Here is a 23,038-nt window from a genome sequence, read left to right as displayed (position 1 = left end):
GGGCGCGGTGGTTATGGCCTGGAGATCAGCTCTCCTGCAGCTGACCGATCAGGTGGGTCACGTCGTGCGACTCGTCGTAGAGCGCGAAGTCGATCGTCTTGCCGGTCTGCTGGTGGCCGAACCCGACGCGGGACGGGAGCAGCAACGGCTTACGGAAGTCCACGCGGACCGTGAAGGCGTCCGGCAGCTCGCCGGCCCGCTGGATCGACGCCAGCGCGGCGGCCTTGGCCCACATGCCGTGGGCGATCTGGCGCGGGAACCCGAACGCCTGAGCGGTCAGCTTGAACAGGTGGATCGGGTTCCGGTCGCCGGACGCTGAGGCGTACCGGCGGCCGAGGTTGCCGCGCAGGTCCCACCACGCGGTCGGGCTCAGCACCGGGTCGGGCAGCAGGTCGGCGTGCGCGTCGGGCGTCCCGGACGAGCGGCTGAGCAGCGTGGTGAGATCGCTCCACACCAGCTCGTTGCCGACGAAGACCTCGCTGATCACGTCGAAGACGGTGCCCTTGGGGTGCGGGCGCTCCGGCGTACTGTGCACGCGGATCGCCGGCTCGGCGTGCAGCGGGATCGGCCGCTTCTGCGTGATCGTGTTGGACAGGTGCACGATCCCCATTGGCTTGTACGGGAACGACGGGTCCGACATCAGGTCCAGGTGCAGCGGGAACGCGAGCACGTGCGGGTACGTCGGGGGCAGCGCGGGCCCCGCCTGGAAGCCGGTGACCTCCCGGTAGGCCTGGAGATGGTCCTGGTCGATCGCGGACCGGGGCAGCTCGAGCGTCAGCCCGTCCTCGTCCGGCTCGTAGTCGGCGCGCCGCAGGGTGGCCTTGACGGTCCGCGCGTACAGCGAGCCGAGGCCGGGGGAGTCGTCGTACCGTCGGATCGGCATGTCAGGCGCCCAGCATGCTCTGGCCGCAGACCCGGACGACGTTGCCGGTCACGCCGGCCGAGGCCGGATCCGCGAACCAGGCGATCGTCTCGGCCACATCGATCGGCAGGCCGCCCTGCTGCAGCGAGTTGATCCGCCGCCCGACCTCGCGGATCGCGAACGGGATCTTCGCGGTCATCTCGGTCTCGATGAACCCGGGCGCGACGGCGTTGATCCGGATCTGCCGCTCCGCGAGCACCGGCGCCAGCGCCTGCACCAGACCGATCACGCCGGCCTTCGAGGTCGCGTAGTTCGTCTGGCCGTTGTTGCCGGCGATCCCGGCCATCGACGACACCCCGATGATCGAGCCGCCGTCGCGCAGCGCCCCGGAATCCACCAGGTGCTTGGTGATCCGCTCCGGCGCCCGGAGGTTCACGTCGAGTACGGCGTCCCAGGCGTCGGTGCGCATGTTGACGAGCCGCCGGTCCCGGGTGATGCCCGCGTTGTGGACGACGATGTCGAGACCGCCGTGCTGCTCCTGCGCGTGCGCCGCGATCCGCTGCGCCGCGTCGACCGCGGTGACGTCGAGGAGCAGCTCGGTGCCGCCGATCCGGGAGATCACCTTGCGCAGCGGGTCCGCGTTCTGCGGTACGTCGACGCCGATCACGGTCGCACCGTCGCGGGCCAGGGTGCCGGCGATACTCGCGCCGATGCCCCGAGCCGCGCCGGTGACGAGGGCGACCCGGCCGCTCAGGGGCCGGGTCGGGTCGTTGCTGACCAGGGGACCGGTGCCGATCCGCGCGACCTGGCCGTCGACGTACGCCGACTTGGGGGAGAGGAAGAAGCGGAGCGTCGAGTCGAGCTGCTCGTGCGCGTCCGGGGCGACGTACACGAGGTTGACCGTGGCACCGCGCTTGACCTCCTTGGCCAGGCTCCGCGTGAAGCCTTCGAGAGCGCGCTGCGCGACCTGCTGCTCGGCGGAACTCGCGAGCTCCGGCGTACGGCCGACGACGATGACCCGGCCGGCCGGGGCCAGCTGGCGGACGAGCGGGGAGAAGAAGCGCTGCAGGCTGGTCAGGTCCGCGGTCGAGGCAGCTCCGGTCGCGTCGAAGACGAGCGCCTTCGGCCGGATCTCGCTCGACGCGACGCCCTCGGTCGCCGTACTGAACGCGGCGCCGATGTCGCGCAGCAGCGCCTGGACCGCCTTGCCGGCGTCGGTCTCGCCGATCGCGCCGAAGACGACCGGCCCGTCGATCACCGGTGCGCCCTCGGTCCAGCGGGGCAGCGGCAGCGGGTCGGGCAGACCCAGGTTCTTCACCAGCGTCTTGCCGAGCGGCGTCCGGGTGAAGGTCTGGTAGCGATCCGTCATCTCAGCTCCTACTTCTCGAGGATGGCGACGACACCCTGGCCGCCCGCGGCGCAGATCGAGATCAACCCGCGGCCGCCACCGTTCTCGTCCAGTTGCTTGGCCAGCGCGGCGACGATCCGCCCGCCGGTCGCCGCGAACGGATGGCCCGCGGCGAGCGAGCTGCCGTTCACGTTCAGCTTGTCCCGGTCGATCTCCCCGAGCGGCGCGTCCAGGCCGAGCCGCTCCTTGCAGAAGATCGGATCCTCCCACGCCTTCAGGGTGGACAACACCTGCGACGCGAACGCCTCGTGGATCTCGTAGTAGTCGAAGTCCTGCAGCGTGAGCCCGGCGCGCTGCAGCATCCGCGGTACGGCGTACGCGGGGGCCATCAGCAGACCCTCGGCGCCCTTCACGTAGTCGACCGCGGCGGTCTGGGAGTGGGTCAGGTACGCGAGCGGACGCAGCCCGTGCTGCTCCGCCCACTCGTCGGTGCTCAACAGAACTGTCGAGGCGCCGTCCGTGAGCGGCGTCGAGTTGCCGGCCGTCATCGTCGCGGTCTCGCCCTTGCCGAACACGGGCTTCAGCTTGGCCAGCTTCTCGAGCGTGGTGTCGGGTCGCAGGTTCTGGTCCTTCTCGAGGCCCAGGTACGGCGTGATCAGGTCGTCCTGGAAGCCACGGTCGTACGACTTCGCGAGATTTACATGCGAGCGGTAGGCCAGCTCGTCCTGCGCCTCGCGGCTGATGCCCCACTCCAGCGCGGTCAGCGCCGCGTGCTCGCCCATCGACTTGCGGGTCCGCGGCTCGGCGTTGCGGGGGATCTCCGGTACGACGTCCTTCGGGCGGACCCGGGCCAGCACCTTCAGGCGGTCCGGGTACGTCTTCGCGCGGTTCAGGTCGAGCAGGATGTTGCGCAGCCGGTCGTTGACCGCGACCGGCGCGTCGGACGCGGTGTCGACGCCGCCCGCGATGCCGGCGTCGATCTGGCCGAGCGCGATCTTGTTGCCGACCAGGATCGCCGCCTCCAGCCCGGTGCCGCAGGCCTGCTGGATGTCGTACGCCGGGGTGGTCGGGGCGAGCTTGGACCCGAGGACCACCTCGCGCACCATGTTCCAGTCGCGGGCGTGCTTGAGGACCGCGCCGGCGACGACCTCACCGACCTCCTGGCCGCCCAGGCCGGCGCGGTCGACGAGACCGTTCAGCGCGGCGGTGAGCATGTCGGAGTTGGAGGCGTGCCGGTAGGTCTTGTCCTGCCGGGCGAAGGGAATCCGGTTGCCGGCGACGACAGCCACCTTGCGGGTCTCGGTCACGATGTCTCTCCTGCTCTGGCGGAGCGGGTGGTGGGTTTCTTGGCTGCTGTCTTCTGATTCAGGGCCTTGCGGCCGACCGCGGTGGCGAGCGTGGCGGTGATCGCCGTCGACCGGACGGTGCCGACATCGGCATGATGCACCACCGGATGCCCCGGTTGGCTGCCCGACACGATCAGCCCGACTCTTGCCATGTGCAACGATCCGAGCGTCTGGGTGTAGAGGTGGTTCGCCAGGTAGGCGGTGTCGACCTCGTCGAAGACGCCCGCACGCTGGCCGGCCGTCAGGACCTTGGCGATCCGGTCCAGCGCGGCCGCCATCGCCGTACCGAGCTTGATCATCACCGGCTCGGTGATCTCGCCGAACAGTTCCTCGCCGGTCCTGCGCAAGAGGCTCATCGCGCAGTCGGTGAACGCCGGGTAGTCGAGGCAGAAGTCGACGAACGTCTCGCTGAGCGCCTTGAGCCGGTTGAGCGGCGCTCTCCGCGGACTGTCGTTCTGCTCCAGCAAGTCGTCGAGCTCGTGGAGATAGTCGACCAGCGTGAGCGCGAACAGCTCTTCCTTGCCGGCGAAGTGCCGGTAGATGAGGGCCTTGTTGATCCCGACCCGCTTGGCGATATCGTCGATCTGAGCGTCGATCGTGCCGCGCTCGTCGAACAGCTCGCGGGTGGCGCGGATGATGTCCCGCTCCCGGTCGCGACGACGCTCCGCCGTGGTCCGGCGGCGTCCGATCGCGAGCAGCGCGGAGCTCATACGTCGATCTTAGCCACAGTGGTACCCGTTGGTGCAAACGACAGTTACACTCGTCGGTAACTTCCCGGATTCGTGAGGATGGTTGATGAGCGACCCTGTGGTGTCCGCAGACGTGATGGCGCTGGCCGGCGAGCTCGGCGCCGAGCGCTCCAAGCCCGAGTGGAACACGTTCTCGCTGGCGATCAACGACGAGCAGCGCGAGATCCGCGACTGGGCCCACACGTTCGCCGCCGAGGTCATCCGGCCCGCCGCGGCCGAGTGGGACGAGCGCGAGGAAACGCCGTGGCCGATCATCCAGGAGGCCGCCAAGGTCGGCATCTACGGCCTGGACACGAACGTCAACCTCTTCGTCGACCCGAGCGGCCTGCTGATGCCGCTCGTCCACGAGGAACTGTTCTGGGGCGACGCCGGCATCGCGATGTCGCTGAAGGGCACCGGCCTGGCCTCGTCCGCGATCTTCTCCAACGGCACGCCGGAGCAGTGGAGCCAGTGGATGGGCCGCTGCTACGGGACGCCCGACGACGTACGCGTGGCCGCGTTCTGCTCTTCGGAGCCGGGAGCTGGGTCGGACGTGTCCGCGATCCGTACGCGGGCCGTCTTCGACGAGCGTTCCAACGAGTGGGTCATCAACGGGCAGAAGGCGTGGGCCACGAACGGCGGCATCGCCGACATCCACGTCGTCGTCGCCACCGTCGACCCGTCACTGGGTACCAAGGGCCAGGCCGCGTTCGTCGTACCCAAGTCCGAGGTCCGCGGCCTGGAACAGGGCACGAAATTGCGGAAGCACGGCCTGCGCGCCTCCCACACCGCGGACGTCTTCTTCGACAACGTCCGCATCCCCGCCGGGAACGTCCTCGGCGGCAAGGAGAAGTTGGACGCCCGCATCGCCCGCGCCCACGAGGCCCGCGCCGCCGCCGGCTCAGGATCCTCCGCCGCGGCCGGGCGCAACGCCTCGATGGCCACGTTCGAAATCACCCGCCACATCGTCGGCGCTCAGGCCGTCGGCATCGCCCGCGCCGCGTACGAGGTCGCCCTCGACTACGCCAAGACCCGCGAACAGTTCGGCCGCCCCATCGTCGACAACCAGGGCATCGCCTTCAAACTCGCCGACATGGCCCTGGAAATCGACGCCGCCCGCCTCCTGGTCTGGCGCGCCGCCAACATGTCCGCCGCCCTCATGCGCGGCGAAACCCCCGACTACCGCCACGGCGAAGGCTCCATGGCCAAACTCAAAGCCGGCGAAGTAGCCGTCCACGTCACCGAACAAGCCATCCAAATCCTCGGCGGCAACGGCTACACCCGCGAATACCCAGTAGAACGCATGCACCGAGACGCCAAGATCTACACCATCTTCGAAGGCACCTCCGAAATCCAGCGCCTAGTCATCGCCCGCGCCATCTCGGGGATGCGCATCCGCTAGGTGTTTCCGCAGGTCAAAGGCTGATTCCAGGGTCTTCCGGGTACAGGCCGCCGTCCGCCTCCCAAGAGATAGTGGGGGAGTGTACGGCGGCCTGCTCCGTGACTGCTCCGTGAGATTTGAGTGAGAAGACAGCAGCCAGTCGGCCATCTACGGCCTTCCGCGCCCGCTCGTGCGATGACGGAAGCATGTGGGTGTAGAGCCTCAGTGTGAACCCGGGATTGCTGTGGCCCAGGTACTCCGCCAGCTCCTTGATGTTGACACCGTCAGCGAGGGTGATGCTCGCGTAGTAGTGCCGCAGCGCGTGCATCCCGTTCTCCCGGCTGGAGACGTACTGCCGCCGACCACGCCGGTCTGTCTTCGGCTCGGCGATCACACCCGCGAAGTACAGCGCCGGCTTCCAGACCAACTCGTCGTACGTCCGAGCCCGAATGTGCTTGTCATCGGTCCACCGGAACATGAGTTTCACAATCCGCGGCTCGCCGTCCGTCTTCTCCCAAGGCAAGCTGTACGGGCGTGGCTTGTGAGCATCGATGTGCTCCCTCAGGACGAGCGCGGTCCCCTCCGACATCGGAACCGTTCGCTCGGTGTCGTTCTTCGGCAAAGCAAACACGAACTCGCGCCCGAGCTTCTTCACCTGTCGCCGGACGTGAATGACCATCTCGTCGAAGTCGATGTCCTCCTCTGCCAATCCGAAGAGCTCGCCCTGCCGCAAACCACACGCCGCACCCACGGACGCGATCGGCCGGTACACAGGTGCGTGCCCTTCGACGATCCGAAGGACTACCTCGTCGCTCCGCGCGACCGTTCTCCCGCTCTTCTCTGCGGGCACCTTGACTGCTCGCCCCTTGGCTGGGTTCTTCTTGATTGCTTCGTCATCGACCGCGATCTCGAGCGTTCCATGCAGGACGAGGTACGCCGTACGCGCGGTCGACGGACCGAACCGCGCGTCCAGGTCGGCAACCCATGACGCGATCTCCGACGGCTTGATCGTCCGCAGCTGTCGACGCCCGAACACCGGATCCACATGCAACCTCAGCGACGACTCATACCTGATCAGCGATGCTGGATCCACCACCCGCGAAGCCAACCACCGGTCCGCAATCTCCCCAAACCGAACCTTCCCAGCCTCCGGATCGATGTACTCCCCACGCTCCCGATCCGTCTCCATAGCGTTGGCATGCCGCTCAGCCGGCCCCTTGGTACTGAACGCCTTCGTCCGCCCCCGCCCCTCCGGATCCACCCACCCCGCCAACCACCGCTTCCCCTTTCCCCACCGCTCATTCCGAACCCGCGCCACACTCCCGTCAGCCTGCTCCACCGGCCGAGTCCACAGATCCTTCACATAAGCCACCGCACCGCACCTCCGTCGTAGTCGATGTGCGGCAGTTCAACGTGTGAGGTCGGACGACTTCGCTGGATCGATGGGCACAGCAGACCGTCGATGCAGTCGACGACCTGCTGCCTTCCTCAGCGGCTGGCGACCAACTGCGCTCGGCAGCTGACGGTGAGTGCCCGTCGGGATATTGGTGGCGGCGGCCGTACGCATCGGAGATTGGTGCGATGACGGCCGATGTCGGGCGGCTGCAGCGCTCTGTCTACCGCGCCGCCGACGAGCCGCGCGCCCTCGGACGCGTGGATGAGCATTTCTCGCGAGAGCGAGTCGCGCGTTTAGACCACGGGCTACCTATGAGTCAGTCTGTGCGTCGTGTCCGCCTCGACAGCGAACCGGTTGTCGCTGATGTGGATCAGGCGAAGCGTGGGCGGCGTACCTTGCGGCCACGGGGCCTGGCCGGTCCGGAGAAGCCAGCGTCCGAGCGCGGCGCTTCGGAGTTCACTGCACGTCCGCCAGAACGAGGCAGACAGCGAGACTGTGACTTCACCTTCGCCCGGAACCGTCAACAGAATGTCGGTCCATTCCGGATCGAAGAGGCCGTCGCGGTCCGCGATGCGAATCTTTAGCCCGTATCCGGCACCGGACCGATGGTGTGCGCCGTTGTTCCATGCTCGAACTTGCATCCCTGTCACCTCCGGAGATCGATCGACCCGGCGTTGGACTGGCGATAGTTCCCTCAGGCTGGATGGCCATCGTGAAGGTATGCCACCGTCTGCGATTCGGCGGCCTTAAGCGCGGCGTCCAGGCGGAGCCAGACGTACGGGCGGAGGCGTTGTTGGGCCTGCTCTAGTTCGAGGAAGCCGTACCGCCGCAACTCGTCGCGGTCGGGTTCCAGCCGCGCAATCTGCTCGGCTGGCAGTTGTCCGGCGTCGAAGACGAACATCAACGAGTCGTCCCAGGGGCCGTGGGGCGACACCCAATCGATGCAGGCAAGCGCGAGCCGGTTCGGCACCAGTTCGAGGTTGAGCTCTTCTCGCAGCTCTCGGATGAGGCCGTTGATCGGTGGCTCGTTGGCCTCGATCATGCCGCCCGGGAGGTCCCAGTCGGGCTTGTAATCGGGGTCGACGAGAAGGATTCGGTCTTGCTCATCGCGGATGATTGCGTCTGCGCCGACGCGCTTGCGGGCTTGTTTGGCGTTGCCCTCGGCCAGGTGTTTTCGCCAGGCCTCGGGGTCGCGTCGGTAGAGCGGTTCGTCGGCGGTCACCGTGGTGTCGCCTGAGCTTCGAATGCGTCTGAGCTGATCCACAGCTGGAGCCAGACTCGTTGGCGCAGGGTGTCCGCGAGGAGCTGTCTCGTTTCGCTCACTGTTGGCAAGTCGGCGTACGGCGACAGTTGATCGTGGATGTCCCTCAGCTGCTGAACGACGAGCTGGGAGCCGAGCGATTGGGTTGAATTGATGACGTCACGCGTGACGCGGCACGCCTCTTCAGCCTCGCCTTGTTCAATCAGGGAAGCGATCAGGAAGAGCTGTCCGAACGCGTGGCTGCGTGTGCGACTGGACGGGCGGAGTTCGAGGATCAGCTGCGCGTGCTCCTGCGCCTCCGCCGGCTTCCCGAGCTGACGCATGCATCGCGCCGCCTCGCTTGCGAGGCTTCCACGGTCGAAGTGGCTGACCCAATCGGACGGCGCCCCTTCGTGGAGTCCGCCGAGCGCAGCTTCAGCCTGTCCCAGAAGTACGCGGGTCTCCCGATCGTCTCCAAGGGCGGCTCGTCCCCTGGCTTTCATTGCCAGAAGACGAGCAGCCAACTCGGGATTCCGAGGGCCTTCGGCGAGCGCATCTTGGCCGGCTTGGGCGAAGCGAACGGCGCCGTGCGGGTCGACTCGATGGTGCGCGAGGTGGCTGAGACTGGCGAGTATGTGGACGCCGAGTTGGCGGTCCTGGCCGGCTTTGGAGAGGTGGAAGGCGCGCAGGAAGTGGCTGTACGCGCGGTCGTCGCGGCCTGCGTCGTGAGCCATCCAGCCGGCCATCTCGGTCAGCCCTGCAGCGGCTGTGAAGACAGCTGGGTCTTCGACCACGAGGTTGCCGCCGAACAGCCGCGGGCCTACCTGTGTGTGCAGGTACTTGACCACGGCGGTGTACAGGTGGCCGCCACCCACCTGCCGGTCAGCGGACCGGAAGGCCTGCATCGCGAGTACGTCTGGCCCGTCATTGCGCTTCGGCAAGGCTGCGGTGGCCGCATGTGGCTGCAGACGCAGAGCTGCGGAAGGCGGGGGAGTGGGCCCGGTTCGAATGGCCTCCGGCTCCGACGTCGGTTCTGGACTCGGGAACGCTTCCAGCCGCGCCGCGAAGCGCGACCTTTCGTCATCGGTCGCTGCCGCAAGGAGCGTGTCCAGACCTTCTTGATTGATCGGTCTCGGGCGGATGTTGGCTCCGCCGGCTTCCCATCGGGAGACCATGCGCTCGCTCACACCGATCCGTTGGGCGAACTCGCGAATGCTCAGGCGCTGCGACTCGCGCAGCGCCCGTACTTCGCGGCCGGACCAGGCCTGGACCATCACGGCCTCAGTTTCGCACTGTCCAAGGTGCCGCTCCACTTGAACCCCGCCGTGCAGGTTCGGCGGAAGTTCAGGGCTGCGTCAGTGGCAGTCCATGGTGCGTGCTGTGCGGTCTGCTGGACGCTTGTCCGTACCGAGCAACAGCCAGATCAGCCAGTGAACACCAACGGGGTTACAGACAGATGCGAGTCGCCTTCGGGTACTTCAAGAAGCATTTCCTGATGAGCGACCGCGAGATCGCGGCGCGTCGGCGAGCGATTGTCGATTGCGCCGGAGTGAACGATTGTGCGCTTGTCGCTATCTTCATCGATGAGCTGGAGACTGCGCCAGAAGAGCTGCACAAGGCGCTCACTACCGTCATGGAGGTCGACGAGGGCGTCCTGATCCTGCCGAACCTTCTCCATCTCGCGGCGGCCGGAAATCCGATCGAGCTTCGCCAGCACCTCCTCGCCAGCCACATCGAAGTCCTGCTGTCCGAGGTTCCCAAACAGGCGGGGCGGGTGTGCTGAGAGGGGTTCCCTCCTCAATGACCCCTGCACTCCGCGCCCGTTCCGCCCTCCATCAGAGCCTCGCCGCCGGATCTCCTCACGGATCACGGTCGAGGATCTGAGCCGGCGCGGTTGGCGCTGACACCTCTCAGCGCCAACCGAGCCGGTGCATCTGTCGCGGACCGGTTGGTGAGCTAGGGCGGTATCGCCGAGCTCCGCGTGCGCCGCATCTCGAACACCGATACTCGCCGTGCGGCTACATCCGATCCCACCGGCGGTACGGGTCTCGAGCCGATATCAGGCGCGTTTGTGCGCGGTTCAGGGCTTCGCGGAGTGTTGCATTGGCGCGCTGAAGCTCACTGACTTGGCGCTGCAAACGGCCGACCTCCGCGAGCAGCACGGCCACGTGTTCGGCCTCAATTGCCTCCGCCGACCGTACCTGTCGGCGGCTTCGCCAGTGACGGAGGCGGCACCGATCCGAGCAGAAGCGTTGGTCAGATCTGGCTGCGGTGAAGGCGTCGCCGCAGTGCTCACAGACGTGTTGGCGGGTGGTCAGATCGTGCCCGAACGGGGGCTGCAAGTCGTCCATGCCTACTCAACGTGCAGCCCGCAGAAGTATCGGATTACTCGTTGCAGATTGGTGAAACTCCTCGGGTGCCAGATGTGTAACGGCTTGCGACTTCGTCGCTGCGGCGGTGGATGAGAATCGGGGCGTGCCGTCCGGCGACGTCGAGTCACACTGGTGCGGGTGAGCCCGTAGATGTGTAAGGCGCGGGGTCTTCGGGTGCCGGTGGATTGTTGCTGCGAGCACGTGGGTCTGTGTCCTGGCAGAGAGCCCTCCGGATGGCGCGCGGCCGCGGGTGTCGCGGGTCGGAGTCAAGGCCGGAGGGAGTGCTCGATGGAGGTGTTGTTCGAGCGGGTGGCGGGCTTGGATGTGGGCAAGGCGTCGGTCACCGTTTGCGTGCGGGTTCGGGGTCGGCGGCAGGAGAGCCGTTCGTCGCAGACGAGGACGTTTAAGACTGCGATTGGGTCGCTGCGGGTGATGCGGGGCTGGTTGGTCGAGTGCGGTGTGACGGTCGCGGCGATGGAGTCGACGTGGACGTATTGGAAGCCGCCGTTCTACTGTTTCGAGGAGGTCGAGAAGCGGACCAGCGCTGGCTGCCCTACGGCCGGACGCGGACTCCCCGGTCTTGACAACCTCGCACCCCATTGGTCTCAAGAGCGCTTGGCGATCGTCACGATCCGCGTGCTGGGACGGGCCATATTCAGACCCTCGGTAGTCGTGCTCAGTGTCGTCGCTGTCTACTCATCTGCTGCAGCCTGCAGGACGGACGTTGCTCGATGGGTGACTCGCACGTGCGCGGCGTGATTGCGCGCGAGCGGGGAGACGAGCGGGTGGTCATGACCGTCTTTCAGCAAGCTCCGTAAGCCACCCGGCGCTGCAGCCGCAGCGCCGGGTCACGTGAGCGGACCTCGGTGTTTGCGTCCACGTACTTCAAGACCGCGTAGATGGTCGCATGAAATTCGAAGGCGTCTTGGCGGCGAGTAACATAACCGCCGATGCGGATTTGCGATGATTAGCACAGTCTGTCCAAACACTGACGACGACGTCGTCGCCAGCTAGGGTTCTGTGACGCCGGAGCTGCCCGCGAGACGCGTGACCGAGATATGTAAGGAGCCTTTTGAACAGCACGAGTCACGGCCGGATTGTATCCCTGATCTGGGCCATCGCCGATGACGTCTTGCGTGACTTGTATGTTCGTGGCAAGTACCGAGACGTCATCCTCCCCTTCACCGTTCTCCGTCGGCTCGACAGCGTGCTGGAGCCGACCCGCGATAACGTTGCGGAGACCAACAAGGCGCTCACCGCCGCCGGCATCGTGAACAAGGACGCTGCGCTGCGCCAGGCCGCCGGCCAGGACTTCTACAACACATCCGGCTTCACGCTGCGCGACCTGCGCTCGATCAGCAGCGCCGCACGGTTCAAGCTCGACTTCGAGGCCTACCTCGACGGCTTTTCCCCGAACGTGCAGGAGATCCTCGACAACTTCGAGTTCCGCAACCAGATCCCCCGGCTGACGAAGGCCGACGCGCTCGGCACGCTCATCGAGAAGTTCCTCGACCCGGGCCTCGATCTCACACCTCGTGGTCTGGACAACCACGGCATGGGCACCGTCTTCGAGGAGCTCGTACGCCGGTTCAATGAGGAGAACAACGAGGAGGCCGGCGAGCACTGGACCCCGCGCGACGCCGTCCGGCTGATGACTCGACTGATGTTTGAGCCGATCGCCGACCAGATCCAGTCCGGTAGCTACTTGCTCTACGACGGCGCTATGGGCACTGGCGGCATGCTCACCGTCGCCGAGGAGACGCTTCAGCAACTCACCGCAGAGCGCGGCCACAAGGTCAAGACCCACCTCTTCGGCCAGGAGATCAACGCCGAGACCTACGCCATCGCCAAGGCCGACCTGATCCTCAAGGGGGAAGGGGAGGCGGCGGATAATGTCGTCGGTGGCCCGCAGTGGTCGACTCTTTCGAATGACGCGTTCGCCAGTCGCGAGTTCGACTTCATGCTGTCGAACCCGCCCTATGGTAAGAGCTGGAAGACCGACCAGGAGCGCATGGGCGGCGCCAAGAACATCCGGGACGCGCGGTTCATAGTTGAGCACGCCGGCGACCCGGAGTTCTCTCTAGTGACCCGCAGCAGCGATGGCCAGATGATGTTCCTGGCGAACCTGATCTCCAAGATGAAGCACAACACAGCGCTCGGCAGCCGGATCGCTGAGGTCCACAACGGGTCCTCGCTCTTCACTGGGGATGCGGGCCAGGGCGAGAGCAACATCCGTCGCTGGGTGATCGAGAACGACTGGCTGGAGGCGATCGTCGCCCTGCCGCTCAAGATGTTCTACAACACCGGCATCGCCACTTACGTTTGGGTGCTCAGCAACCGCAAGGAGGAGCGTCGCAAGGGCAAGGTGCAGCTTATTGACGCCACCGGTTGGTTCACCCCACTGCGAAAGAACCTCGGTGACAAGGGCGTCGAGCTCACTCCTAGTGACATCGACCGTGTGCTGAAGACCTTCATGGCCTTCGATGACGCCGACGACCCGGATCACTCGAAGATCTTCAACAACCGCGACTTTGGCTACTCCAAGATCGTCGTCGAGCGACCGCTGCGCGTCGTCGGTTCCGATGAGGGGCGCGTCTACAGGGCGGCCGAGATCAAGAAGCTCAAGGAGGAAGGCAAGCGCGACGAGAACGCGCCGGCCATCATCAAGAAGGTCCTGCCGCTCTCGGCCAAACCGGACCCGCTGCACGGTCTCTTCGAGACCGTCGTCGACGGCAAGACCCGTGTCGTCCAGTACGAGCCCGACACCGACCTGCGCGACTCCGAGCAGGTGCCCCTGAATGAGCCCTCAGGCGAGTACGCCGACGGCATCGAGGCCTTCTTCCGGCGGGAGGTTCTCCCGTATGCGTCGGACGCGTGGATTGACGAGACTAAGACCAAGATCGGCTACGAGATCTCGTTCACCCGGCACTTCTACAAGCGCGCGTCCATGCGGACGCTTGCCGAGATCCAGGCGGACATCCGAGCGCTCGAAGCGGAGACCGAAGACCTCATCGCCGAGATCGCAGGAGGCGGCCAGTGAGCGACGTAGAGCGGAGCATCGACGGCGTCGCGAAAACGGTGGCCGGCGTCCTCGCCAACCAGAAGTACTCCATCGACTACTACCAGCGGGAGTACAAGTGGGAGTCGAAGCAGATCGCGGAGCTTGTCGCCGACCTCACGACGAAGTTCCTGGACCTCTACGAGCCTGACCACGCGCGCAAGGACGTCGCGAAGTACCCGGGCTACTACCTCGGTTCCATCATCATCTCGCAGAAGGGCAGCGAGCCGTTCGTCGTTGACGGTCAGCAGCGGCTGACCAGCCTGACCCTGCTCCTTACGTTCCTTCGGCGACTGCAGCAGGACCGATCCGACAAGGTCGACGTCGACCCGCTGATCTTCTCGGAGAAGTTCGGCGAGAAGTCCTTCAACCTCGACGTGGCCGATCGCAACGACTGCATGAGCGCCCTCTTCGAGGACGGCGGCTACGAACCGAAGCCAGATGACCCCGAGTCGGTCCACACACTCGTCGCTCGCTACGAGGAGCTCGACGGGCTCTTCCCGAACGAGCTTCGTGAGGCGGCATTGCCCTTCTTCGTCGACTGGCTGAAGGACCGCGTGCAGCTCGTTCAGATCACCGCGTACGCCGACGACGACGCCTACGCGATCTTCGAGACCATGAACGACCGCGGCCTCAAGCTCACGCCCGCCGACATGCTCAAGGGCTACCTGCTCGCCAACATCGAGGACGGCACCCCGCGCACCAAGGCCAACGACCTATGGCGCAAGCGGCTCCGAGAGCTCGCCGAGAAGGCTGAGGAGGCGAGCTCGGACTTTCTCAAGACCTGGCTCCGGAGCCAGTACTCCACCAAGATCCGTGAACGCAAGAAGGACGCCCGCCCCGAGGACTGGGACCGCATCGGCACCGAGTTCCATCGCTGGCTCCGCGGCGACTACGAGCGCGTAGGCCTCACCACCCGCCAGGCGTACTACGACTTCGTCACGATCGACTTCGACTTTTACAGCCGGCAGTACGAAAGGACCATCGACGCCGCCCAGGGCGCCTTCGACTCAGGCAGCCCCCTGCGGTTCATCCGCTACAACGCCGACCACCGCTTCACGCTCCAGGACCAATTGCTCCTCGCGCCACTGCGAGTTGCCGACGATCCGGCGACGATCGATCGGAAGCTCGAGTTGGTCGGCCGCTTCGCCGACATCCTGCTGGCGTGGCGCATCTGGAACTTCCGAGCCACTGACTACTCAACCATGCAGTACGCCATGTTCACGGTCATGCGCGACATTCGCGGGCTCGACGTCCCCGACCTCGCCAAGACGCTCCACGGCTACCTGATGGGTGTCGCGGAGACCTTCGATAGCAATGACGACCTCTACGTCCACCAGCAGAACCGCGGCCAACTACACAAGATCTTGGCGCGGATGACCGACTTCATCACGGTCTCGTCCGGGCAGGCCTCGAACTACATCGAGCTCACCAACGCCGCCAAGGTGAAGTACGAGGTCGAGCACATCTGGGCCGATCACCCCGAGCGGCATACCGACGAGTTCAGCCACGAGGCCGACTTCGCCCGCCACCGGAACCGGATCGGCGACCTGCTCCTGCTGCCAAAACAGTTCAATGCCAGCTACAACGACGACCCGTACGAGAAGAAGCGCCCGCACTACTTCGGCCAGAACCTCCTCGCAGCTAGTCTCAACGCGCTCACCTACGATAAGAACCCAGGCTTCATCGCTTTCACCAAGGTGAGCGCCCTACCCTTCAAGGCCTACGACGAGTTCAAGGCCGCCGATGTCATCGAGCGCGGCAAGCTCTACCGCGCGATTGCCAAGCAGGTATGGAACCCCGACGACCTACTCGCTGTTGCGCAGGGCGGTGCCTGATGTTCGCCAAGTTGCGGCCTTATGGGCAGAGCGCATCCAGTCCTATCGCTTGGGCGCCAGAGTTGCCTGCTCACTGGGCCGTTCGGCGGGCGAAGTCGCTGTTCGCCAAAGTCGAGCGTGAACCGAGAGCCGACGACGGCGTCGTGACCTGTTTTCGGGACGGCGTTGTCACCCTGCGCAGTCGGCGTCGGACGACGGGCTTTACCGAATCCTTGAAGGAGATTGGCTACCAGGGGATTCGGAATGGCGACCTCGTCATTCACGCCATGGATGCGTTCGCTGGAGCCGCTGGCGTGTCTGACAGTGACGGGAAGGCCACCCCTGTCTACAGCGTCTGCGTCCCACGTGGGGACGCCAACCCGCACTACTACGCGGCCGTCGTTCGTGAGATGGCTCGGAGCATGTGGATCCAGGCTCTGTCACGTGGCATCAGAGAGCGATCGACCGACTTCCGATTCGACACCTTCGCAACTCAGATGCTGCCGGTCCCTCCGGCCGATGAGCAGGCAGCCATCGTCAAGTACCTCGCCCACGCCAACGCCCGCATCGACAAGGCCATCGCCGCCAAGCGTCGCCTCATTGCGCTGCTGCTCGAGTCTCGGGCACAAGCGGTCGACACCCTTGTCCTTGGCCGCGAAATGTCCGAGAGAGCCGCCTCCTCTTCGCCTTGGCTGGACTCAATACCGGTGGGATGGCAATGGCGGCGGTGCCGCACATTGACATCCTTCGTGACGTCGGGCTCTCGCGGCTGGGCTGAGTACTACTCCGAGGACGGGCCCATGTTCCTCCAGAGCGGCAACCTCGGGCGGCAGCTGGACCTGAAGCTCGGCGAAGTGCAGCGGGTTGCTCTGCCGTCATCGATGACCGAGGGGCTGCGGACGAGGGTCGAGGGCCGCGACATCCTCATCTGCATCACGGGCGCCTTGACCGGCAATGTCGCGCTGGTTCCTCAGGACTGGGACGAGGAGGCGTACATCAACCAACACGTAGCTCTGGTGAGGCCTCGTCACGACGTAGTGAACGCGGAGTTCCTTGGCTACGCGATGAAGAGTCTGCCGAGCCAAGTCCAGTTCCGCGGCAGCGAATACGGCGGAACGAAACAGGGGCTGGGCCTAGACGAGGTCAAGAACCTCGAAGTCCTGGTTCCGTCGTTGAATGAGCAACAAGCCATCGTCGAGGAGATCAGGGTCGATACGCGGCGTATCGACGCAGCAATCGTGCGTGCGGAGCGTGAGGTCGCCTTGCTCGCAGAGTTCAGGGCCTGCCTCGTCGCAGACGTGGTGACCGGCCAGGTCGACGTGCGCGCTATATCGGCATCCCTCGTGGAGATGGACCTGGAGCGGCCCGCGGTTGATCGGCCGGCTGACGTCGAAGACTTGATGGAGATGAGCGAGGTCTGAGTTATGTCGCTGATGAACGAGGAGAGCCTCGAAGCGCTGATCGTCCGGCAGATGGTCGAGGGCGGCTGGGAGCAGGGCGCCGCGACCGACTACGAGCCGGCGTACGCACTGGACCTGCCCCGGCTCACCACGTTCATCGAGGCGACTCAACCCGATCTGGTCGAAGCTCTGTCGCTGCGTGAAGCGACCTCGACGCGGCATGAATTTCTCTCCCGGCTCCAGGGGGAGATCACGCGCCACGGCGTCGTGCACGTGCTGCGTAAGGGCGTCGACCACCGGCAGCACCATGTCGACTTCTTCTTCCCGACTCCGACACCGGGCAATGCGAAGGCGATCGAGCTGTTCGCGGCCAACTGTTTTACGGTGACCCGGCAAGTCCACTACAGCGTGACCGCAACTGGGCTCTCGCTCGATCTGGTGGCGTTCATAAATGGGCTGCCAGTCTTCACCCTCGAGCTCAAGAACAACATCACCAAGCAGACATTCGACGATGCGGTCGACCAGTACAAGCGCGACAGAGATCCCCGCGAGCTGCTGTTTCAATTCGGCCGCTGCATCGCGCACTTCGCCCTTGACGACCAGCAGGTCCGGTTCTGCACCCAGCTCAAGGGCAACCAGTCGTGGTTCCTCCCGTTCGACAAGGGCTGGAACGACGGCGCCGGCAACCCGCCGAACCCCGACGGCCTCAAGACCGACTATCTGTGGCGCGAGATCCTCGCGCCGGCCAGCCTGGCCAATGTCGTTGCGAACTACGCCCAGATCGTCACGACGAAGAACCCCCGCACGGGCAAGAAGGCCTCAAGCCAGATCTTCCCGCGCTACCACCAGCTCGATGTCGTTCGGAAGCTCCTCGCCGACGTGGAGTCGCACGGCCCCGGCCGCCAGTACCTCATCCAGCACTCGGCTGGGAGCGGTAAGTCAAACTCCATCGCGTGGCTCACCCATCAGCTCACCGAGGCCAAGCACGACGAAGCCAACGCCTTCGAGTCGGTCATCGTGGTCACCGACAGGGTCATCCTGGATAGTCAGCTGAAGGAGACAATCAAGTCCTTTATGCAGGTCGGTTCGACGGTTGTACACGCCGACCGCTCCGGTGACTTGCGCAAGGCGATTCAGGCCGGCCGCAAAATCATCGTCACCACGGTCCAGAAGTTCCCCTACATCCTCGACGACATCGGCAAGGACCACCGCGACCGCACCTTCGCGGTCATCATCGACGAGGCTCACTCCAGCCAGGGCGGCAAGACTGCCGCGGCCATCTCGATGGCACTGGCGTCCGGCGGTGCCGCCGAGGACGACGAGACCGTCGAGGACGCGATCAACCGGATCCTCGAGTCCAAGAAGATGCTCCCGAACGCGAGCTACTTCGCGTTCACCGCGACCCCGAAGAACAAGACCCTGCAAATGTTCGGTGAACCGTTCCCCCACGAGGGCGGTACCGGCTACCGGCCCTTCCACAGCTACACGATGAAGCAGGCCATCCAGGAGCGGTTCATCGTCGACGTCCTGGAGAACTTTACTGCCGTCCCCAGCTACTACAAGCTGATGAAGACCATCGAGGACGATCCCGAGTTCGACACCAGGCGCGCCTCCAAGAAGCTCCGCGCGTTCGTCGAAGGCAACGAGCACGCCATCCGACTCAAGGCGGAGATCATGGTCGACCACTTCCACAGCCAGGTCATCGCCAAGCACAAGATCGGTGGCCAGGCCCGGGCAATGGTCGTGACTAGCTTGATCCCGCGCTGCGTCGAGTACTTCCACGCGATCAGCGCCTACCTTAGCGAGCGCAAGAGTCCCTACAAGGCAATTGTCGCCTTCTCCGGCGAGCACGAGTACAAGGGCATTAAGGTCACCGAAGCTAGCCTCAATGGCTTCCCCAGCAAGGACATCGCCGACCAGATTCGGGACGATCCGTACCGTTTCCTGGTCTGCGCCGACAAGTTCCAGACCGGCTATGACGAGCCACTCCTTCACACAATGTACGTCGACAAGACATTGTCCAGCGTAAAGGCCGTCCAGACGCTCTCGCGGCTGAATCGTGCGCATCCGGCGAAGCACGATGCGTTTGTCCTCGACTTCGCCAACACTGCCGAAGACATTGAGCGAGCTTTCACTCCCTACTACCGCACTACGGTGTTGAGCCAGGAGACCGATCCCAACAAGCTTCATGACTTGGTCGCTGACCTCAATGCGTGCGGGGTCTACAGCCCGGAGTCGGTCGACAAGTTCGTCGAGCTCTACCTCCAGGGGGTGGATCGCGACCAGTTGGACCCGATCCTCGACGTCTGCGTCGCGGAGTATCTTGAGTTGCCGGACGAGGACGACCAAGTCGGCTTCAAGGGGACCGCCAAAGTTTTCACGCGCACGTACAACTTCCTCTCCAGCGTGCTGCCTTTCGGGAACCCGCAGTGGGAGAAACTCTCGATCTTCCTCGACCACCTGATCCCAAAGCTTCCTGCGCCACGGGAGGACGACCTGTCAGCCGGAATCCTCGAGACCATCGACATGGAGTCGTACCGGGTCGAGAAGCGTGAGGCTATGAGGATCGCGCTCGCAGACGACGAGGGCGAGCTGGCACCCGTGCCTGCGTCCGGCGGCGGTCACACCGCCGACCCGGAACTCGAGCGACTGTCCAGCATTCTGCAGACGTTCAACGACCAGTTCGGCAACATCGAGTGGACTGACGCCGACCGGGTTCGGCGCCTCATCACCGAGGAAATCCCGCGTAAGGTCGCCGAGGACGAGGCCTACCAGAACGCCCAGAAGAACAACGACCCCGCCAATGCTCGGGTCGAGCATGACCGCGCACTCGGTCGGGTCATGATGGCCGTCCTCAGGGACGACACGGAGCTCTTCAAGCAGTTCAGCGACAACGAGGGGTTCCGCAGGTGGCTCTCGGACGCCGTGTTCCACTCGACGTACGGAAAGTCGGCATGAGGTCGGACTCTTCGGGGTCGATCCAACCGCCATTGCGTACTGGGCAGCGCGCCGCCAGCTAGTGCAACCTTGCCGGTCCGATGCCGGTCAGGCGTCGCAGAGCGTGCGCTGTCCGGTCGCGTCTCCGAGTCGGTTGGACGCGATCCGGACAGTTGCCTTTAGCAATCACCTGCTCCGTCACAGCTCCGTGGGACACTGACGATCACCGATCAGGCTTGATCATCGTTGAGAGGCAAACCTGCAGGCGTCGCGTCCTAGATGCAGCAGTCTGTGAGGGTGGAAGAGATCTACACCATCTTCGAAGGCACCTCGGAAATCCAGCGCCTGGTCATTGCCCGAGCGATCTCAGGCATGCGCATCAGGTAATAAGAAGCCCCCCGTGCTACGAAGGTGCTTCGGTCGCTCCGGTCCCTCCCGCACCTGCTACGCGCGCTGCCCACCCACCCCCGGGCTTGGCGCCAGAGCGTTTGTTGCCGGCTGGCGCCCGCGTCTGGCTCGCCGGCGGTTGTAAGGGGGACGGCTGAGCGCGATGACCAAGTAGACCGACTGCTCACGCGGCTGGCTCGGCTGCGCGTGCGAATGGTTCAGACCGCTGGCTCGCCCGCCACACATGCACCGGCAATAGATCTAGGGGTGCCGCGGTGAAACAGCGAACCTCGGAGTGGTCAGTCCCAGAGGGTTAGGCGGTCCCAGGTGTGTTTGGTGGTGAAGTGGCGGCGGTTCTCGGACCACTGGGAGAGGGCTTCTGCGACGTCGGCTAGGTCGACGTCCTGGACCTGGTAGTGGTGTTGCGGTGAGCCGTCGCGGTATTCGAGGGTGAGAGTTCCGTTGTCGTTGCGTGCTTGGGCGAAGACGTGGTCTCGGCCGCTGTCGACGACTATGTAGTCGTCGAAGTTGCGTAGTTCCTGCGATAGGAAGGGCATCCAGCGGTCGGGTAGGGCTACTGTGCCGTGCGGGGTGGTGATGGTCACCTCACCGTGGTTGACAGGTGGGCTCGGCGCCTTTTGAGGGTCGAAGAAGACTAGGTCGTGTTCTTGTGCGAGTCGCTTCGCGACTGCTTCGACTTCGTTGGCCCGGCTGTAGGTGACCGCGACGTACAGAATCGGGCCCGAGCAATTGCTGCTCGGACCGCCCGCTGCCCAGGGAGTGTCGTCGTCTGGGAACTGGGCGGCCAAGGCTTCGGCGTACGCGTGGATCCTTGGGGTCGGCGCAACCAGGTCGGCCTCGACGTACCGGGTGAACAGCTCTTCGAAGGTGGCCGCAGGACCGTGCTCGCCGGTGGATGCGTCGGTCTCCCAGATCGCGAAGTCATAGCTCACTCGGCGGAGTATGTCAGTTGGTGTAGGACCGCTCCAGTGCCAGGGCCAGGCGCTGCTTCCACGATTCGGCGCTGCCTTCGATGGTGGGGTATTCGTCCAGGAAGTTCTGCCAGTCGACGTCCCATCCGAGAACGGTGGTCGGCCCGAAGCCTTGGCTGCCGCCGTCGGCTGCGAGCACTGCCTGGATCAGTGTGGGGGAGATGTCGGTCGACTCGGCCAGCAGCACGGCGTCGTACAGGTCCTTGCCCTGTGGGTAGGCGTCAGAATGCAGCCAGAGGAGTTTCCAGGCCAGTGAGAGCTCGGGGCCGGCCGTGAGGAGCCAGGCGTCGCCTATCGGCAGGCGCTGCGGCTCCATGGGCAGTTCCTCGTTGTAGACGAAGTCGAGCTGCACCGAGCCGGTCAGGCCTTCGTGTTCGTACGGAAAGACCAACCGACGGCCGGGGACGCGCTCGTACGTCCAGATCTCGTCGCGGGCCGCCTTCGCGGACTGAAGGCCGGGGCCGGGGTCGGCTGCCACTGCGGCGATCACGTCGTCGAGGAGACGCAGTCCTTCTGGGCTGTCGAAGCCGATGCTAGGCGGTTGGACGACGAAGTCGAGGTCTCCCGGCTCGCGGGCCTGTTCGCCGAACCACTCGCGCAGGGCGACGCTGCCGCGCAGTACGAGTCTGCCGGCCCAGTCGGAAGCGGCGATCAAGCGCAGAAGGTGATCGATCGCCGCTTGGCGCGTGGACCGCCAGCGCGCCGCCAGTTCCGGGTCGTCAAAGGTTGGCTGACCGGCCCGATAGGCGTGCGGATACTGCTTGAGCGCCGGGTCGAAGGCGGCCCGCTGCTGCACAGAGGGCTCAGGCAACGGCAGGTAGGTCGCTGGATAGTCGGGTTGCCCAGCGGGCGCCCGCCGGGCGCTGTCCTCGTACGGGGTGGTGCCCGGCCTTACCTCCTCCAGCCAGCCGCTATCCAGGCTCAGCAGGCTGTCGAGGACGACGTATTCCTCTTCGACCTCCAGAATCTGGTAGCCGTTCAGCGCAACCAATAGGCGATCGAGCCGTGCCGTGGCGGTGTTCCTCCCGGCCCGGTGACAGCGCTGAGTGGCGAACCGCTCGTGCCGGCCGTCGTCGCGCTGCCGGCGGGCGTTCCGAGACAACCTCGCCTGGTGCGGTTCGAGCAGCCGGGCGAGCGAAACGAGCGTCGTGGCCGTGGCGTCGGGCAGAAGCAGCTTCACATGATGCTCGAAGTAGCGGCCGTCGACTGCGTCCGCGTCCTTCTCGGGCACACCGTCGTTCCAGGGCGCGGCCTCGACCTTGGTCCTGACCACGGAGAAGTGCTCCGCCCGCATCCGGTCACTCCACTCGCGGCTGACCCGCTCGACCTCCTCGAGCGTGCCGCTCGCCCGCACTGTCACCATTGGCTGCTTGGGAGACTGTCCGCGGTCGAGCTCGATGTCGCTGAACTTCAGCCCGTGGCTCGCCGCGAACGCGGCGACGTCGTCGGAGGTCCACGTGGTCGTCCGGAACTCGCCGCCGGTCCGGTCGACGGTGACGCCCGACCTTGTGGTCGTCAGGTGGATCTCGAAGTCGCCGGTGATGTCACGCACCTGGTCATCGTGTCAGCTGTCGGGAGGCAACAGCGAGTGCCGCCTTCATGTAGCTGGGTAGACCCTAGAGCGAGTGCTCCTTGTCTGTTGACTTCCGGACCTGATTTCGCCGGGTGCCGCGCGCGGTCTCGAGCAACAATCGCAAGGCGTTGGGGTCGGCCTCGAACTCGACGTCCCGGTCGACGGCCTGATCGAGGTTGTCCGCAAGCCTGTGGTGCGCAG

General features: G+C 65.3%; 17 protein-coding genes. 7 read left to right on the top strand and 10 right to left on the bottom strand.

Going from position 1 to position 23,038, the window contains the following annotated elements:
- Positions 1 to 25: 25 nt before the first annotated feature.
- Genes AB0I12_RS14075 through AB0I12_RS14060 form a run of 4 tightly spaced genes read right to left on the bottom strand, consistent with a single transcriptional unit; the run spans position 26 to position 4,266 of the window.
- Complete coding sequence (locus AB0I12_RS14075; protein WP_359929066.1) at positions 26 to 883, bottom strand: MaoC/PaaZ C-terminal domain-containing protein; 858 nt, start codon at positions 881 to 883, stop codon at positions 26 to 28.
- A gap of 1 nt (position 884) precedes the next feature.
- A complete protein-coding gene (locus tag AB0I12_RS14070; protein WP_359929065.1) occupies positions 885 to 2,231 on the bottom strand; it encodes a 3-oxoacyl-ACP reductase in 1,347 nt (448 codons plus the stop codon).
- Between the two features lie 8 nt (positions 2,232 to 2,239).
- Positions 2,240 to 3,517 carry an acetyl-CoA C-acetyltransferase gene (locus AB0I12_RS14065; protein WP_359929063.1) on the bottom strand — a complete coding sequence of 426 codons (1,278 nt, stop codon included), beginning with the start codon at positions 3,515 to 3,517 and terminating at the stop codon, positions 2,240 to 2,242.
- Positions 3,514 to 4,266: a TetR/AcrR family transcriptional regulator gene (locus AB0I12_RS14060; protein ID WP_359929061.1), complete on the bottom strand. Its 753-nt coding sequence runs from the start codon at positions 4,264 to 4,266 to the stop codon at positions 3,514 to 3,516. Before AB0I12_RS14060 ends, AB0I12_RS14065 begins: the two co-directional genes overlap by 4 nt.
- Before the next feature lie 85 nt (positions 4,267 to 4,351).
- On the opposite strand from AB0I12_RS14060, the gene AB0I12_RS14055 reads away from it, so the two are divergent.
- Positions 4,352 to 5,686 (top strand): acyl-CoA dehydrogenase family protein, encoded by a 1,335-nt coding sequence (locus AB0I12_RS14055; RefSeq protein WP_359929060.1) that lies wholly within the window; start codon positions 4,352 to 4,354, stop codon positions 5,684 to 5,686.
- Positions 5,687 to 5,699: 13 nt separating this feature from the next.
- Here the strand turns inward: AB0I12_RS14055 and AB0I12_RS14050 are convergent, their stop codons facing one another.
- From AB0I12_RS14050 to AB0I12_RS14040, 3 genes are all read right to left on the bottom strand, one after another.
- Positions 5,700 to 7,037: a site-specific integrase gene (locus tag AB0I12_RS14050; protein WP_359929058.1), complete on the bottom strand. Its 1,338-nt coding sequence runs from the start codon at positions 7,035 to 7,037 to the stop codon at positions 5,700 to 5,702.
- Between the two features lie 718 nt (positions 7,038 to 7,755).
- Positions 7,756 to 8,283, bottom strand: coding sequence for an NUDIX hydrolase (locus AB0I12_RS14045; protein ID WP_359929056.1), 528 nt, complete (start codon positions 8,281 to 8,283; stop codon positions 7,756 to 7,758).
- The gene (locus tag AB0I12_RS14040) at positions 8,280 to 9,575 is read right to left on the bottom strand and encodes a helix-turn-helix transcriptional regulator (protein ID WP_359929760.1); all 1,296 of its coding nucleotides are present in this window, start codon (positions 9,573 to 9,575) and stop codon (positions 8,280 to 8,282) included. Before AB0I12_RS14040 ends, AB0I12_RS14045 begins: the two co-directional genes overlap by 4 nt.
- Positions 9,576 to 9,796: 221 nt before the next feature.
- Here AB0I12_RS14040 and AB0I12_RS14035 point away from each other — a divergent pair, with 221 nt between their 5' ends.
- Positions 9,797 to 10,084 (top strand): hypothetical protein, encoded by a 288-nt coding sequence (locus AB0I12_RS14035; protein WP_359929055.1) that lies wholly within the window; start codon positions 9,797 to 9,799, stop codon positions 10,082 to 10,084.
- A gap of 235 nt (positions 10,085 to 10,319) precedes the next feature.
- Here AB0I12_RS14035 and AB0I12_RS14030 read toward each other — a convergent pair whose 3' ends face one another.
- A complete protein-coding gene (locus AB0I12_RS14030; RefSeq protein WP_359929054.1) occupies positions 10,320 to 10,652 on the bottom strand; it encodes a DUF2116 family Zn-ribbon domain-containing protein in 333 nt (110 codons plus the stop codon).
- A 1,093-nt stretch (positions 10,653 to 11,745) separates the two neighbouring features.
- Between AB0I12_RS14030 and AB0I12_RS14025 the strand changes: the two genes are divergently transcribed.
- The 5 genes from AB0I12_RS14025 to AB0I12_RS14005 all read left to right on the top strand — a co-directional run bounded on the left by AB0I12_RS14025 (position 11,746) and on the right by AB0I12_RS14005 (position 20,272).
- Positions 11,746 to 13,713 (top strand): class I SAM-dependent DNA methyltransferase, encoded by a 1,968-nt coding sequence (locus AB0I12_RS14025; RefSeq protein WP_359929052.1) that lies wholly within the window; start codon positions 11,746 to 11,748, stop codon positions 13,711 to 13,713.
- Complete coding sequence (locus tag AB0I12_RS14020) at positions 13,710 to 15,569, top strand: DUF262 domain-containing protein (protein ID WP_359929050.1); 1,860 nt, start codon at positions 13,710 to 13,712, stop codon at positions 15,567 to 15,569. The genes AB0I12_RS14025 and AB0I12_RS14020 overlap by 4 nt, the downstream gene beginning before the upstream one ends.
- Positions 15,569 to 16,969 (top strand): restriction endonuclease subunit S, encoded by a 1,401-nt coding sequence (locus tag AB0I12_RS14015; protein ID WP_359929049.1) that lies wholly within the window; start codon positions 15,569 to 15,571, stop codon positions 16,967 to 16,969. Before AB0I12_RS14020 ends, AB0I12_RS14015 begins: the two co-directional genes overlap by 1 nt.
- A gap of 3 nt (positions 16,970 to 16,972) precedes the next feature.
- Complete coding sequence (locus AB0I12_RS14010; RefSeq protein WP_359929047.1) at positions 16,973 to 19,906, top strand: type I restriction endonuclease subunit R; 2,934 nt, start codon at positions 16,973 to 16,975, stop codon at positions 19,904 to 19,906.
- A gap of 258 nt (positions 19,907 to 20,164) precedes the next feature.
- Positions 20,165 to 20,272, top strand: coding sequence for an acyl-CoA dehydrogenase family protein (locus AB0I12_RS14005; RefSeq protein ID WP_359929045.1), 108 nt, complete (start codon positions 20,165 to 20,167; stop codon positions 20,270 to 20,272).
- A 299-nt stretch (positions 20,273 to 20,571) separates the two neighbouring features.
- Here the strand turns inward: AB0I12_RS14005 and AB0I12_RS14000 are convergent, their stop codons facing one another.
- Together AB0I12_RS14000 and AB0I12_RS13995 are read right to left on the bottom strand one after the other, a co-directional pair.
- Positions 20,572 to 21,225 (bottom strand): hypothetical protein, encoded by a 654-nt coding sequence (locus AB0I12_RS14000; protein ID WP_359929043.1) that lies wholly within the window; start codon positions 21,223 to 21,225, stop codon positions 20,572 to 20,574.
- 13 nt (positions 21,226 to 21,238) lie between these two features.
- A complete protein-coding gene (locus AB0I12_RS13995; RefSeq protein ID WP_359929041.1) occupies positions 21,239 to 22,816 on the bottom strand; it encodes a nucleotidyl transferase AbiEii/AbiGii toxin family protein in 1,578 nt (525 codons plus the stop codon).
- Positions 22,817 to 23,038: the final 222 nt, after the last annotated feature.

This window comes from Kribbella sp. NPDC050459 (genome assembly GCF_040655315.1).
GTDB lineage: Bacteria > Actinomycetota > Actinomycetes > Propionibacteriales > Kribbellaceae > Kribbella.
Note: the sequence above shows the minus strand (reverse complement) of the source record. Positions and strands in the feature narration are given on the sequence as shown.